The following is a 14,218-nucleotide window of genomic DNA, read 5'->3' on the forward strand; positions in this document are numbered from 1 at the left end:
CGAGGGGCGGACACGTCACCGACGGCCGGCCTGCCGCGCCGGGCCCCGGTACACACCCCTCGGCGACCCGACCCCGCGGGCGGCAGTCCAGCAGCTCCGCGGAACCGCCGCCACACGGACCGTGCCCGCGGACCGAGAGCCCCCTTGCCGTGCCCTCCCGCAACGGCTCAGTGCGACAGCACCGGCTGCCGCTCCCCCTCCGACCCCGAGTCCGGGCTCCCCTGCGACGGAACGGCGGAGTCCGGTCCCGCACCGTCCGCCTCGGCGCCGGTCACGCCCATCCCGTCGGCCGCGACACCGGCGCCGGCCGCGCCACCCTCGAGATGCCGCCTGGGGCGTGCGGGCAGGGCGAACATGATCAGGAAGATCACGGCGAGCACGGCCACGACCCACCACAGCGAGCCCCGGAAGGCATCCGTGAACGCCCGGCCCAGGGCGGCCTGCGAGGTCAGCGGCGTCTCGTCGACCACCGTGAAGAACACGACCGACACCAGCCCGAGGCCCAGCGCGTTGCCCATCTGCCCGGTGGTGTTGATCAGTCCGGACGCCGAGCCCGCGTGCTCGCGCGGCACCTCCGACAGGACCGCGTCCGTCAGCGGCGCCACGATCAGCCCCATCCCGAGCCCCATGATCACCAACGGTGTCGTCATCTGCCACGGTTCGATGCCCGTGCCGTACCGGCCGGACTCCCAGATGTAGATGAGCAGCCCCGACGCCATCGCCAGCACCCCCGCCTGCAGCACCTTCCGCCCGAAGCGGGGCACCAGCTTCTGCACGGAGACACCAGCGGCGAACGAGACCGCCACGGAGAAGGGCACGCCGGTCAGGCCGGCCTTGAGCGGGCTCCAGCCCAGACCGATCTGCATGTACAGCGTCCAGACCAGGAAGAAGATGCCCAGGACCACGCCGAAGGTGAGTTGGACGGCGATCCCGGCGGCGAAGCTCTTCACCCGGAACAGCGAGAGCTCAACGAGTGGTGACCCGTCCTTGCGCGCCTTGTGGCGCTCGTAGGCCAGGAACGCGGCGAACACGAGCGGGCTCGCCGCCATGCACAGGTGTCCCCACAGCGGCCAGCCCAGCTCGCGTCCGCGTGTGAGCGGGTAGATCAGCATCAGCAGTCCGGCGGTCACGAGCGCGACACCGACGAGGTCGAGCCGGAGCGCCCTCTCCGCACGGGACTCGGTGATGAACTTCCGGCCGAGCACCAGGCCCGCGATCCCGACGGGCAGGTTGATCAGGAAGATCGGCCGCCACTCCAGACCGAACAGGTTCCACTGTGTCAGCAGGGCGCCGAGGAGCGGACCGGAGACGGCCCCGAGACCGACGACCGCGCCGAACATCCCGAACACCTTGCCCCGTTCGTGGGCGGGGAAGGTCACATGGACGATCGCGAGGACCTGGGGCACCATCATCGCGGCCATCGCGCCCTGCAGGAGCCGCGAGGCGACCAGCATCTCGGGCCCTACTGCCAGCCCGCAGAGCGCCGAGGCGACCGTGAACCCGCTGATGCCGATCAGGAAGAGCCGCCTGCGGCCGTAGATGTCACCGAGCCGGCCACCGGTGATCAGGCCGGCGGCGAAAGCCAGCGCGTAGCCGGCAGTGATCCACTGGATCGCGCCGAACGACGCACCGAGGTCGTGCTCGATCGACGGGATCGCGATGTTGACGATGGTCACGTCGACCAGGTCCATGAAGGCCGCGGTCATGACGATGGCGAGGGCGGTCCAGCGGCGCCGGTCGGGGGCGTCGGTGCGATCGGGAGCCGTATCCGGTACGGCGGCGTGGGAGCTCATACGGAGGAAACTAGGGCGGGTATAGGTCAGATGACGTCCTAGAAGCATGGCAGTCTGCCGCCATGACGGACACGCCGGCACGACTGCTGAATCTGCTGTCTCTGCTCCAGACGCCGCGCGAGTGGCCGGGCAGCGAACTCGCCGCACGACTCCGGGTCAGCCCGCGCACCATCCGCCGGGACATCGACCGGCTGCGCGAGCTCGGATATCCCGTCGAGGCGACGAAGGGCGCGGTGGGCGGGTACCGGCTCGTCGCGGGCGCAGCGATGCCTCCACTGGTCCTCGACGACGAGGAGGCCGTCGCGATCGCCGTCGGACTGCGGGCGGGCGCCGGCCACGCCATCGAGGGCGTGGAGGAGGCTTCCGTGCGGGCCCTGGCCAAGCTGGAACAGGTGCTGCCCTCTCGGCTGCGCCGACGGGTGTCCACCCTCCAGAACGCGACGATCCGGCTCACCCGCGGCGACGGCGCCACCGTCGACCCGCGCACCCTCACCGCCCTCGCGGCGGCCGTGACCGGGCGGGAGCGGCTGCGCTTCGGCTACCGCTCCGGCGACGGCACGGAGTCGAAGCGCCTGGTCGAACCGTACCGGCTGGTCTCGACCGGGCGGCGGTGGTACCTGGTGGCCTACGACCTCGGGCGCGAGGACTGGCGGACGTTCCGGGTCGACCGGGTCGCGGACCCGGTCGCGACCGGCGCCCGCTTCACCCCGCGCGAGCTGCCGACCGGTGGCGACGCCGCCGAGTTCTTCTCCGCCTCCATGGCCCGGAACCAGCCGGAACTGACGCTGGACGTCAGTTTCGCGGCACCGGCGGAACGCGTCGCCTCCCGGCTGCCCGGCTATCTCGGCGCACCGGAGCCGACGGGGCCGGAGACCTGCCGACTGCGCAGCCGCTCCCAGGACTCACTGGAGTGGATCGCGCTGCGGCTCGCCCTGGTGGACTGCGAGTTCACCGTCCACGGCCCGCCCGCTCTCTCCGAGCACCTGAGGGAGATGGGCGCGCGTCTCACACGGGCGGGCGGCTGAGGCGGACGAGCACGGCCCGCCGGCGGGACGCGACTCACCGGCGGGACGCGGCTCGGCGAAAGGCGCGGGATACGGCGAACGGCGCGGGCCACGGATTCTCGAGGCACGGACGCGCGAGGCGCGGGGAGCCGAGCAGCGCCGTCCGCGGTCCGCACAGTCGCCGGTGACGGGGCGCGGTCCGCGGGGCGGTGGGGGTGTCCACCGAGCAGGTCGCGGTCCACCAGCCGGGCCGGACAGCGAAGACCCCGGCACCGGGGGGGAAGGGTGCCGGGGTCGTTCAGGGGGCGCGGCGGGGGCGCGGGCCCCGTCGGCGTCATGCCGCTTCGTCGAAGCCCGTGTCACGGGCCATCCGCTTCAGCTCCAGCAGCGCGTGCTTCTCGATCTGCCGGATGCGCTCACGCGTGAGGCCGTGCTCCTTGCCGACCTCGGTGAGCGTGCGCTCGCGGCCGTCCTCGATGCCGTACCGCATCCGGATGATCGATGCGGTGCGGTGGTCGAGCCGGTCGATGAGGTCGTCGAGCTCCTCGCTGCGCAGCAGCGTCAGCACGGACTGCTCCGGAGAGACCGCGGAGGTGTCCTCCAGCAGGTCGCCGAACTGCGTCTCGCCTTCGTCGTCCACGGACATGTTGAGCGAGACCGGGTCGCGGGCCCAGTCCAGTACGTCCGTGACCCGCTCCGGAGTGGAGCCCAGTTCCTGGGCCACCTCGGCGGGCTCGGGCTCGCGGCCGTGCTCCCGGTTGAACTCGCGCTGCACCCGCCGGATCCGGCCCAGCTCCTCGACCAGATGGACGGGAAGGCGGATCGTACGGGACTGGTCGGCGATCGAGCGGGTGATGGCCTGGCGGATCCACCACGTGGCGTACGTGGAGAACTTGAAGCCCTTCGTGTAGTCGAACTTCTCGACCGCGCGAACCAGGCCGGCGTTGCCCTCCTGGATCAGGTCGAGCAGCGGCAGGCCACTGCGCGGATAGCGCCGCGCGACGGCCACCACCAGGCGGAGGTTCGACTTGATGAAGACGTCCTTCGCGCGCTCGCCCGCTGCGACCAGCGCCTCGAGCTCCTCGCGTGTGGCACCGGCCGCGTCGCTCTCCACCTCGCCTTCGAGGATCTGCCGGGCGTAGACGCCCGCCTCGATCGTCTGGGAGAGCTCGACCTCCTTGGCGGCATCCAGCAGCGGCGTACGCGCGATCTCGTCGAGGTACATGCCGACCAGATCGCGGTCGGCGATCTCCCCGCTCGTGGAACGAACGCTGTCTGCTCCATCGGCCCCGGTCCCCTTGGCGGACTTACGACGGGCGACGGCACGGGTTGCCATGCGTGCTCCCTTGCTGAGTAGGTCGCGACACCCTTCCAGGTGCCCTGCATCCGACGGAAACAACGACTGGAATCCGGACAGAATTCCCACGGGTGCATAGATTTTTGTGATCTTGCAGTACCCTGGCCCCGCTTCGGGGCGGACACGCGCAGCCGGCCTCCGCGAAGCGCATCTCACAAGCGCAGGTCAGAGGCTCCTCCGGCCACCGCATCCCCCACACCCGTCAGGACGACGCGGGCCGCACTCCTGGTTGCTCCGTGTACCCAGGAGACCCGGATCATTCCGTCACTCGGCCGAGCCCCCGGGCGTGGGCCCCGTGACGCGCCCCCCGTGACACGACCGCCGTGACGCGACCGCCGTTCGGCTCAGCCGAACTGGATCGAGCGCTTCGCCAGTCCCCTCCAGAACCCGTCTATGACACTGCGACCGCTCGAAGGATCACCCTCCGAGGCCCCCAGGGTCACGAACAGCGGCGCGAAGTGCTCCGTACGCGGATGGGCGAGCCTGCCCGCCGGCGCCTTGCGCTCGAAGTCCAGCAGGGCGTCCACGTCCCCGGCGGCCAGCGCCCGCCGCCCCCAGTCGTCGAACTCCGCCGACCAGCCGGGCACTCCCGCGTGCCGCAGCGCCGCGAGGTTGTGGGTGAAGAACCCGCTGCCGACGATCAGGACACCCTCGTCCCGCAGCGACGCCAGCCTGCGCCCGATTTCGAGGAGACGCCGCGGATCGAGGGACGGCATGGAGACCTGGAGCACGGGGACATCGGCTCCGGGGAACATCTCGACGAGCGGGACGTAGGCCCCGTGGTCGAGGCCGCGGTCCGGAACGTCCTGCACGGGAGTGCCAGGGGTACGCAGCAGCCCGCGCACGGACTCGGCGAGTCCCGGGGCGCCGGGCGCCTCGTACCGCACCCGGTAGTAGCGTTCGGGGAAGCCCCAGAAGTCGTACACGAGCGGCACGCTCCGCGTCGCGCCGACCGCCAGGGGGGCTTCCTCCCAGTGGGCGGAGACCACGAGGATGGCCGTGGGCCTGGGCAGCGACGCCGACCAGGCGGCGAGTTCGCCGGGCCAGACCGGATCGTCGGCGAGGGGCGGGGCACCGTGGGAGAGATAGAGGACGGGCATCCGCTCCACGGGAGTCGCGGCACCGGCGGTGCGGGTCCCCTCAGCGGCGTTCACGCGAGAACCTCCCGGGCCGGAGTAGCGAAGATTTGAAGCTTCAAGCTCCCGGGGACAGCCTACGCCAAGCTAGTTCAACCTTCAATAATTGGCTCGTAGGATAGATGCATGACCACGGCACCGAACTCGGGCGAACCCCGCTGGCTCACCGCCGAGGAGCAGCACGTGTGGCGCTCGTACCTGCATGCCACCACGCTCCTCGAGGACAGTCTCGACCGGCAGCTCCAGCGGGACGCGGGCATGCCACACGTCTATTACGGCCTGCTCGTCCAGCTCGCGGAGGCTCCGCGCCGCCGTCTGCGCATGACCGAACTCGCCAAGCACGCCAAGATCACCCGATCCCGGCTCTCCCATGCGATCGCCCGGCTGGAGAACAACGGCTGGGTGCGGCGCGAGGACTGCCCGAACGACCGGCGCGGCCAGAACGCCTGCCTGACGGACCAGGGCTTGGAGGTACTGGAGAAGGCCGCGCCGGGCCATGTCACGGCCGTACGGCAGGCGGTCTTCGACCGGCTGAGCCCCGAGCAGGTGCGCCAGCTGGGCGAGATCACCCGGATCATGGCGGAGAGCCTCCAGCCGGACGGCAGCGACGCCGATCTTCCCTGGCTGCGCTGACCGCCCCCGCCCCGCCGCGCTGACCGCAGGCCCTCCCGGCGCGCCGGCCGCCGGCCGCCGCAGCCCCACCGGGACCGGGCACGGGCGAGCCGCACCGCCGAGGGTGCGAGCGGACCGCCGACCCGGGCACGAGCGGGTCCTCGCCGGTGCCGTACGCACCGGCGAGGACCCGCCGTTACCGCTGCTCGCTCTCTCGTTACTGCTCTCTTGTCACCGCTCGCTCTCTTGTCACTGCTCGCTCGTCCCGTGCGGCGTCAGTGCGCGACGACCGGGATCTTCACCTCGTCCTCGGAAGCGGCGGCGGAGGACGCGACGGTCGTGGCGCCGGGCCGCCCGGAGTTGATCAGCGTGAAGGCGATGGCGGCCGAGGCCGCCAGGATGCCGACCGCCCACCAGATGGCGCTCGAGTACCCGTGCACCATGCCCTCCAACTGCAGGAGCCGCTGCGCCTCGGCACCTGTCGCGCCGGCCGCGTGCGCGGCGAGGTACGAGGTGGTCGCGGAGGCGGCGACGGTGTTCAGCAGGGCCGTGCCGATCGCTCCGCCGACCTGCTGCGAGGTGTTCACCATCGCGGAGGCGACACCGGCGTCGCGCGCCTCGACGCCGTACGTCGACAGCGACATCGCCGGCATGAAGGCCGTACCCATACCGAGTCCGAGCAGCAGTTGCGCCGGGAGGATGAGGCCGGCGTAGGAGGAGTCGACCTCCAGCTGGGTCAGCAGCAGCATGCCCGTCGCGGCGACCAGGAAGCCCGGACCCATGAGCAGCCTGGGCGGCACCCGGGTCATCAGCCGGGCGCCGATCTGCGTGGAGCCCGTGATCATGCCGGCGATCATCGGCAGGAAGGCGAACCCGGTCCGCACCGGCGAGTAGCCCTTCACGATCTGCAGGTAGTAGGTCAGGAAGAGGAACAGGCCGAACATCGCGATGACGGCCAGCCCCAGCGAGAGGTAGACCCCGCCGCGGTTGCGCTCGGTCAGCACGCGCAGCGGCAGCAGCGGCGACGCCACCCGCGCCTCGACCGCGACGAAGGCGGCGAGCAGCACGGCGGAGGCGACGAACAGGCCGAGGGTCGTCGCGTCGGTCCAGCCGTGCGACTCCGCGCGGGTGAATCCGTAGACCAGGGCCACCAGGCCGAGGGTGGACAGGAGGACGCCGGGGACGTCGAGCGGCGAGCGGTTGCGTCCGCCCGCCGGTTCGCGGATGACGAGCCAGGCACCCGCGGCGGCGACCACGGCGAAGGGGATGTTGACGTAGAACGTCCAGCGCCAGTCCAGGTACTCGGTGAGGAAGCCGCCGAGGATGAGACCGACCGCTCCACCGCCGCCGGCGATCGCACCGTAGACGCCGAAGGCCTTGGCCCGCTCCTTGGCGTCGGTGAACATCACGGCGAGCAGCGACAGGGCCGCGGGTGCGAGCAGCGCGCCGAAGGCGCCCTGCAGGGCCCGCGATCCCAGCAGCATGGCTTCACCGGTCGCCGCGCCACCGAGCGCGGACGCGGCGGCGAAACCCACCAGGCCGACGACGAAGGTGCGCTTGCGCCCCCACAGGTCGGCTATGCGGCCGCCGAAGAGCAGCAGTCCGCCGAAGGCCAGGGCGTAGGCGGTGATGACCCACTGCCGGTTGCCGTCGGAGATGCCCAGATCCTGCTGGGCGGAGGGCAGTGCGATGTTCACGATCGTCGCGTCGAGCACGACCATCAGCTGGGCGAGGGCGATGAAGACGAGCGCTTTCCAGCGGCTCGGATCGGGACCGGCGGAGCCGTCGGAACCGTCGGAAAGGCGCGTGTCGGCCGTTTTTGACATGGGGGTAGCCACCTAGGTGTGCGAAGCAGAGAAAAGGAACGGAAGGGAAAGAACGGAAAGGAGAAGGAATGGAACGGACGGAAGGATTCGATGCCGGTCAGGCGGTCACGAGGCCATGTGGCCGCGCGGAAGCGGCCGCGCGGCCGGCCGGTCACGAGGTCGTGTGTTTCACCGAGAGCGCCTCAGGTCCTCCAGGGTCACGGCCGAACCCGGCAGTTCGGAGCGCGCCGGCGCTTCGAGCCCGTCCAGGAACAACTGCAGATGACGATGGGTGAACCGGTCGATGTCCAGGCAGGCGGTGCCCGGGAGCGGCCGGGTGAGCTGGGAGAGCATGACCATCAGATCCCCCACGGCGACGTCGGCGCGCAGCCTGCCCGCCTCGTGAGCGCGGTCGACGAGCGCCTGGACCGCCCCTTCGAGCCGGTTGCGCTGGGCGACCAGGTCGGGATGGTCCCCGTCGAAGTCGCCGCTGAGCAGCGGGCAGAGGGCCGCGACCCGTTCGTCGGCCGCCGCGTGGGTGAAGCGGCTGAGCCCGGTGAAGGGATCCTCCTCCGTCACGGCCGCCTCCTCGGCGCGCTCGGCGGTGCGGCGGAGGACGGACAGGACCACCTCGTGGATGAGGGAGGAACGGTCCGGGAAGTTCCGGTACAGGGTCGCGTTGCCGACGCCTGCGCGTCGGGCGATCTCGTCGAGCGGCACCTCGGGGCCGAACTCGACGAACATCTCCCGGGCCGCCGTCACGATCCGCTCCCGGTTGCGCAGGGCGTCCGCCCGCGGCCGGGTGGCGCGCCGCGTCGCGGTGTCGGTGGCGGGGCTCACGGCTCCATGTCCTCTCGGTCGACCGGGTGACACGGCCCCTGACTGCGGCCGCGTCCGGCGCCCGCGCGGAACCGGGGAAGGGGCCCCCGGTTCCTGCGGACATGAAGGCAAACGGGGAAGGGATCCCCGGTTATTTCCGCGACACCGAACTATCCGATGTGACCTGAATCACATTGCCGTTCCGGCGTGTCCCACGATCGGCCCTCCCGGCGCGCGCCCCGCCACACCTCCGAACAGGCTGAACGCACGAGCGCAGCCCGGACCCGGCCGGCTGCCGCCGAGCCGAAGGCGGACGACCGCATGCAGCAGACCCGCCGACGGATACGCAGACCCGGCACGCTCGGCGCCCTCGCCGTCATCACGCTCGCCACCCTCACCTCGGCGAGCTCGATGCTCCCCGGCGGGTCCCGGACCACGGCGGGCCCCATCGCCACGGCGGAGGAATCGGCCCTCGAACCATGCCGCCTCACCTCCACGACCGGCGTGCAGATGTCCGAGGGCGTCCCGACCCCGTCCGGTTACGTGCGCTCCACGGGCGAGATCCGCGCCCTGAACCTGATGATCGACTTCCCGGACGCCGAGGGGGCGGGCTCCGCGCTGGACCGGTTCGCGGAGTTCTTCCCGCAGACCGAGCAGTGGTTCGCCACGAGCTCCTACGGACGGCTCGACTACCGCCCGGAGACGCCGCTGCCGGACTGGCTGCGGATGCCCATGGCGTTCAGCGCCTACGGGATCGACCGCGGCTCGCCGTACGAGCCGGGCTACCGCCAGCTCGTGCAGGACCTCGTGGCCGCGACCGACCACAAGGTGGACTTCAGCTCGTACGACCTGGTCAACGTGCTGGTCACGCCCAACGCGGGGCCGTCGGCACTGGACACCGTGCTGTCCGTGACGTTCTCGGGCAACCACGAGGCGCCGTACGCGGACGGGGTGCCGCTCGCGAACACGAGCTTCGTCTACAGCCGTCAGGACGACGGCTCGGGCAGCTACTCCGAAACGGGGTACCGGGTGCTGCCGCACGAGAACGGCCACGTCTTCGGCCTCCCCGACCTCTACACGGCGGAGGGCGGCGGCGCGGTCGGCCACTGGGACATCATGTCCGAGGACTGGGGCGCGAACAACGATCTCCTCGGCTGGCACAAGTGGAAACTGGGCTGGCTCGACAACGACCAGATCCAGTGCGCCGCCGCCACCGGCAGCAGCGAGTACGACCTCACCCCGCTCGCCCTCAAGGGGGGCCGCAAGCTCGTCGTCGTCCCCCTGGACTCGGAGACCGGATACGCCCTGGAGGTCCGCACCCGGGCCGGCAACGACGAGGCCGTCTGCAAACCGGGCGTCCTCGTCTACCACGTCAAGACGGACGTCGACACGGGCCAGGGGCCGGTCGCCGTCGCCGACAGCGACACGAACAGCGGGGGCTGCACCCGCCGGCCCAATGTGCACGCGGAGCTGTCGGACGCCCCGTACCGGCCGGGCGAGACGTTCACCGACGAGAAGAACGGGCTCCGGATCACGGTCCTCTCGGAGAAGGCGAACGGGACCTACCGGGTGCGGATCACCCGCTCCTGACCGCGGCACGACCGCGCGGCGGCCCGGCGACGCCGGGCACACCCCGATGGCGGTCCCGCAGCGGCACCGCACGGAGCCGGTGGCCTCGCGCGGACGCAGCACCCGGTGACACCGTGAAGACGCGTACGGGCCCGGCGGCCCCACCCGGACGGCACCACCACCCCGGCGGAGCATGAGGGCCCTACACCGGCCCACCTCACGCGTCCCACCTCACGCGTCCCACCTCACGCGTCCCACCTCACGCGTCCCACCTCACGCGTCCCACCTCACGCGTCCCACCTCCGCGCCTCGTGCGGAGGGGCACGGCCTCGGACGCCTCAGCCCGCCGCCGCGCCCTGTCCGTCGATGCGAGCCCGCCGCCCGTGACCCCCGCCCGCGACCTGCCGCGCAAGCGGCTCGCGCAACTCCCGTTTGAGGATCTTCCCCGTGGGGTTGCGGGGCAGTGGTTGCTCCCGTACGAGGACGTGCGCCGGGACCTTGAACGCGGCGAGCGTCCGCCCGACGTGCGTCCGGAGTTCGTCGGCCGTGACGACGGCGCCCGGCGCCGACTGGACGACGGCCGCCACCTCCTCGCCGAGGACGGGATGCGGTACGCCCAGCACGGCGGCGTCCATGACCGCCGGGTGCTCGTGCAGGGCGGCCTCGACCTCCACGCAGTAGACGTTCTCACCGCCGCGGACGACCATGTCCTTCAGCCGGTCGACGATCGAGACCCGGCCGTCCCGCAGGGTCGCGAGGTCTCCGGTCATGAACCAGCCGTCCGCCGTGAAGGCCCCGGCCGTGGCGTCCTCGTCCCGCCAGTAGCCCCGGACCAGGGACTGGCCGCGCAGCCACAGCTCGCCAACCGCCCCCTCCGGCACCGGCTCGCCGTCCGGTCCGGCGACCCGCACCTCGGTGGCCGGGGTCGGCCGGCCCGCACTGTCCGGGAACTCCCGGTAGGAGGCGCCGAAGTTGGCCGTCACGCCCCCGCAGGTCTCGGTCAGGCCGTAGCCGTTGCGGGGCTCCACACGCTCGCCGAAGCGCGCGGTGAGCCGTGCGACGAGTCCGGGCGGAGCTGCGGCGCCACCGGTGTTGAGGTGGGTGAGGCTCGGCAGCCCGCTCCCGTTCCGCTCGACGGCGTCGAGCAGTTGGAGCGCGGTCGTCGGCACACCCGAGTAGTGCGTGACCCCGTGCCGCTCGATCAGCGCCGCCGCCTGCTCGGCGTCCCACCTGCGCATGAGGACGAGCGTGCCGCCGACGGCCATCACCGAGTAGACCGTGGTGAACGCGGCCACATGGAAGAAGGGGAAGGTCATGAGGGTGACGGGCGCCGGGCCCTGTCCGGGGAGCACCCCCCTGGCGAGTGCCGAGGCGGCGGCCGTGTAGCGCGGGTTCATCGCCGCGCCCGCCTGCGCGAGCTGGGTGGCGACGGCCCCTTTGGGCCTGCCCGTGGTGCCGGAGGTGTAGATGATCGTGGCGTCGTCCTCGGGGCGTACGTCCACATCCGGCGGGGCCGTGCCGGGGTCCGGTACGGGCAGGTCCTCGTAGCGCTCGACCCCTTCCCGACCCGCCGGCAGCCCGGCACCACCGCCGGCCGGCCCCTCGTCGTGGAAGACCACGACGGGGACCTGACTGCGCGACGCCCACGCCCGCACCCTCGGCAGCCGCTCGCCGTCCACGAGCAGCACGCCCGGCGAACAGTCGTCGAGCGCGTACGCGAACTCCTCCTCGGTCCACCACGCGTTCAGCGGCACCGTCACCAGTCCCGCCAACTGCGCGGCCCAGAAGGCGATCTGCCACTCGGGGTGGTTCCGCATGCCGACGACTGCGCGGTCCCCGGGCCGCAGTCCGTGCACGTCCACGAGCCGGTTCGCCAGCGCGGAGGCGGCCGCGAAGAACTCCCCGTACGTGTACGTCCCGCTTTCCGCGACCAGGAACGGCCGGTCCCCGAACGCCCACGTGGCCTCGACGAACTCGCGCAGCGTGCGCGGGCCCGACGCGTACACCCCGTCCTCGACCGCGAACGGGGCGCCCGGGGCCGTGAGGCGGTCCGAAGGATCTCCGGAGAACGGCATGAACGGTCCCTCCCTAAGCGCTCGCTCAGCTCGCGGGCCGACGCTATGCCGCGCCCGGTGGCCCGTCAAGGCCGGGGGCCCTGGTCGGCCGCCGGCAGCCCGGCACCCGTACCGACCTTTCCACATCCCCGCCCACCTGCGGCAACGGGCAACCGGGTGCGGGACGACGAGGCACACCGAAACCGCCTCACCGGCCCCGGCGGACGTCCCGACCGGACAGCACGGCACCTCATGGACACGCTCCCGACGGCCGACCATCCTGTGCTCTCCCGCACCATGACCAGCCCCCCATACCGGACGTCGACGCGGCGGTCGCCTTCTGGCACGAGCACGGCACCCCGAAACTCACCCAGCGCACCCCGGCCGACGTCACCCGCTTCTTCGACGGCCTGGATCTCCCCTCTCCGGGCGGCACCTTCTCCTGCAACCGCCGGAGCCCGGACCCCACCGACGAGCCGCTGCCGGACGACGTGGCGATGTAGGCGAGGTGGGACGGAAGTCCCGACCCAGAGGGTGGGGCCGGGCCTGAGGGCGATCACGCGTGCGGCCACTTGCGACCTCCCCGCATAACAGGGGCATATCGCCCAGCCCAGACTGATCAGCCACCAGACCTCACCCCCGGCCCGACTCCACCCCGATCCAGGCCCGCACACACCCTGAACAGGAGAAACATGAATCTTGCCGGGCGGCGGCCGGGATCCGCTAGGCTAGACGCCGGATCTCGCAGAGATCCACACCTTCGCCTTCGTAGCTCAGGGGATAGAGCACCGCTCTCCTAAAGCGGGTGTCGCAGGTTCGAATCCTGCCGGGGGCACGCTAAAGCAGCAGGTCAGCAGCGCAGCGCGCCTTCGGCGCGCGCCGTGGGCGTGGTAAATCCCGTGGCGTGCGCCGGGGGTGCTTCTGTCTGCCCTGACGTGAGTTGCTACGGGTCCGGGACGCTGGAGGGGTTCGTTCCGGCCGAAACCGAGGTCTCTGTGATGCCGGTGAGCTCGCAGGTCAGCATGGTGCCGAGGGCCGTCCACGGGAACCGTGGAGTGTTGCTGTGAGCACGTGCGTCAGAATTCCTGATCCACCCTGGCCCTCCCGGAACGGCGTACCGCTCGGCCGCCTGGGGAGGGGCTTTGGACATGGACGTACTGCACGAACGCTGCGTCGGTGTGGACGTCAGCAAGAAGGACGCCAAGGCGTGTATCCGCACTCCGAGTACGAAACGGCGCGGGTCGTTCACCACTGAGACCACAACCTGGGGCGCGACGACGAACGCCGTGCTCGCCCTGCGCGATCACCTGCTCGCCGCCCAGGTCACCCTGGTGGTGATCGAGGCGACCTCGGACTACTGGAAGCCCTTCTACTATCTGCTGGCCGACGAGTTGAACGTGATCCTGGTCAACGCGCGGCAGGTCAAGAACCTGCCCGGCCGCAAGACCGACGTCTCGGACGCGGCCTGGCTGGCCCAGCTCGGCGCCCACGGCCTGGTCCGTGCCTCGTTCGTCCCGCCGCAGCCGGTGCGCGAGCTGCGGGATCTGACCCGAGCCCGGACCCAGATGACCCGCGAGCGCGGCCAGATCGTGCAGCGCCTGGAGAAGCTGCTGGAGGACACCGGGATCAAGCTCTCCGCGGTTGCCGCCGACATCATGGGCGTCTCCGGCCGGGCCATGCTCGAAGCCCTCATCGCCGGGGAACGCGACCCGCAGGTCCTCGCTGAGATGGCCAAACGCAAGCTCCGCAGCAAGATCCCCGAGCTCACCGAGGCCCTGACCGGCCGCTTCCGCGAGCACCACGGGTTCCTGACCCGGCTGCACCTGGACCACTACGACCAGCTCACCGCCGCGATCCGGCAGCTCGACGAACGGATCGAGGAGACGATGGCCCCCTTTCGCCCCGCCCTCGACCTCCTGGACACCATCCCCGGCATCAACCAGGCCGTCGCCGAAGTGATCATCGCGGAGACCGGCGGCGACATGACCCGCTTCCCCTCCGCCAAGCACCTCGCCTCCTGGGCCGGGGTCTGTCCCGGCCACCACGAGTCCGCCGGCCGCACCAAGAAC

Annotated in this window: 10 protein-coding genes, 1 tRNA gene and 1 pseudogene; 6 read left to right on the top strand and 6 right to left on the bottom strand. The window is 71.5% G+C overall.

Features of this window, described 5'->3' with window-relative positions; all coding sequences use genetic code 11:
• Positions 1-167: 167 nt before the first annotated feature.
• On the bottom strand, positions 168-1,793 hold the full coding sequence (locus QMZ92_RS19915) for an MFS transporter (protein WP_283298720.1): 1,626 nt from the start codon (positions 1,791-1,793) through the stop codon (positions 168-170).
• A 62-nt stretch (positions 1,794-1,855) separates the two neighbouring features.
• Here QMZ92_RS19915 and QMZ92_RS19920 point away from each other — a divergent pair, with 62 nt between their 5' ends.
• Positions 1,856-2,818 carry a helix-turn-helix transcriptional regulator gene (locus tag QMZ92_RS19920; protein ID WP_283298721.1) on the top strand — a complete coding sequence of 321 codons (963 nt, stop codon included), beginning with the start codon at positions 1,856-1,858 and terminating at the stop codon, positions 2,816-2,818.
• A gap of 313 nt (positions 2,819-3,131) precedes the next feature.
• Here QMZ92_RS19920 and QMZ92_RS19925 read toward each other — a convergent pair whose 3' ends face one another.
• Entirely contained in the window at positions 3,132-4,133 is a 1,002-nt protein-coding gene (locus QMZ92_RS19925; protein ID WP_283298722.1) for a sigma-70 family RNA polymerase sigma factor, read from the bottom strand.
• Between the two features lie 365 nt (positions 4,134-4,498).
• On the bottom strand, positions 4,499-5,254 hold the full coding sequence (locus QMZ92_RS19930; protein ID WP_283298736.1) for a dioxygenase family protein: 756 nt from the start codon (positions 5,252-5,254) through the stop codon (positions 4,499-4,501).
• 162 nt (positions 5,255-5,416) lie between these two features.
• Between QMZ92_RS19930 and QMZ92_RS19935 the strand changes: the two genes are divergently transcribed.
• On the top strand, positions 5,417-5,923 hold the full coding sequence (locus QMZ92_RS19935; RefSeq protein WP_283298723.1) for a MarR family winged helix-turn-helix transcriptional regulator: 507 nt from the start codon (positions 5,417-5,419) through the stop codon (positions 5,921-5,923).
• A gap of 254 nt (positions 5,924-6,177) precedes the next feature.
• On the opposite strand, the gene QMZ92_RS19940 is transcribed toward QMZ92_RS19935, so the two are convergent.
• Together QMZ92_RS19940 and QMZ92_RS19945 are read right to left on the bottom strand one after the other, a co-directional pair.
• Positions 6,178-7,728 carry an MFS transporter gene (locus QMZ92_RS19940; RefSeq protein ID WP_283298724.1) on the bottom strand — a complete coding sequence of 517 codons (1,551 nt, stop codon included), beginning with the start codon at positions 7,726-7,728 and terminating at the stop codon, positions 6,178-6,180.
• A 168-nt stretch (positions 7,729-7,896) separates the two neighbouring features.
• Positions 7,897-8,547 (bottom strand): TetR/AcrR family transcriptional regulator, encoded by a 651-nt coding sequence (locus QMZ92_RS19945; protein WP_283298725.1) that lies wholly within the window; start codon positions 8,545-8,547, stop codon positions 7,897-7,899.
• Between the two features lie 300 nt (positions 8,548-8,847).
• Between QMZ92_RS19945 and QMZ92_RS19950 the strand changes: the two genes are divergently transcribed.
• On the top strand, positions 8,848-10,116 hold the full coding sequence (locus tag QMZ92_RS19950) for a M6 family metalloprotease domain-containing protein (protein ID WP_283298726.1): 1,269 nt from the start codon (positions 8,848-8,850) through the stop codon (positions 10,114-10,116).
• Positions 10,117-10,433: 317 nt separating this feature from the next.
• Here QMZ92_RS19950 and QMZ92_RS19955 read toward each other — a convergent pair whose 3' ends face one another.
• Positions 10,434-12,170: a class I adenylate-forming enzyme family protein gene (locus QMZ92_RS19955; protein WP_283298727.1), complete on the bottom strand. Its 1,737-nt coding sequence runs from the start codon at positions 12,168-12,170 to the stop codon at positions 10,434-10,436.
• A gap of 222 nt (positions 12,171-12,392) precedes the next feature.
• Here QMZ92_RS19955 and QMZ92_RS19960 point away from each other — a divergent pair.
• The 3 genes and pseudogenes from QMZ92_RS19960 to QMZ92_RS19970 all read left to right on the top strand — a co-directional run.
• Positions 12,393-12,699: pseudogene (locus QMZ92_RS19960) on the top strand (SAM-dependent methyltransferase); the annotation flags it as partial.
• Positions 12,700-12,911: 212 nt separating this feature from the next.
• Positions 12,912-12,984 (top strand) — tRNA-Arg (locus QMZ92_RS19965).
• A gap of 313 nt (positions 12,985-13,297) precedes the next feature.
• Positions 13,298-14,218, top strand: a 921-nt coding sequence (locus tag QMZ92_RS19970; protein WP_283298728.1) for an IS110 family RNA-guided transposase, incomplete at its 3' end; no start/stop codon positions are given.

Source organism: Streptomyces sp. HNM0645, from assembly GCF_030056615.1.
Taxonomy (GTDB): domain Bacteria; phylum Actinomycetota; class Actinomycetes; order Streptomycetales; family Streptomycetaceae; genus Streptomyces; species Streptomyces marianii.

What these genes read in the sequence shown, in the direction of transcription:
- QMZ92_RS19920 (WP_283298721.1), top strand. Translation starts at nt 1,856, where the DNA reads ATGACGGACACGCCGGCACGACTGCTGAATCTGCTGTCTCTGCTCCAG.
- QMZ92_RS19935 (WP_283298723.1), top strand. Translation starts at nt 5,417, where the DNA reads ATGACCACGGCACCGAACTCGGGCGAACCCCGCTGGCTCACCGCCGAG.
- QMZ92_RS19930 (WP_283298736.1), bottom strand. Translation starts at nt 5,254, where the DNA reads ATGCCCGTCCTCTATCTCTCCCACGGTGCCCCGCCCCTCGCCGACGAT.
- QMZ92_RS19950 (WP_283298726.1), top strand. Translation starts at nt 8,848, where the DNA reads ATGCAGCAGACCCGCCGACGGATACGCAGACCCGGCACGCTCGGCGCC.
- QMZ92_RS19940 (WP_283298724.1), bottom strand. Translation starts at nt 7,728, where the DNA reads ATGTCAAAAACGGCCGACACGCGCCTTTCCGACGGTTCCGACGGCTCC.
- QMZ92_RS19955 (WP_283298727.1), bottom strand. Translation starts at nt 12,170, where the DNA reads ATGCCGTTCTCCGGAGATCCTTCGGACCGCCTCACGGCCCCGGGCGCC.
- QMZ92_RS19925 (WP_283298722.1), bottom strand. Translation starts at nt 4,133, where the DNA reads ATGGCAACCCGTGCCGTCGCCCGTCGTAAGTCCGCCAAGGGGACCGGG.
- QMZ92_RS19915 (WP_283298720.1), bottom strand. Translation starts at nt 1,793, where the DNA reads ATGAGCTCCCACGCCGCCGTACCGGATACGGCTCCCGATCGCACCGAC.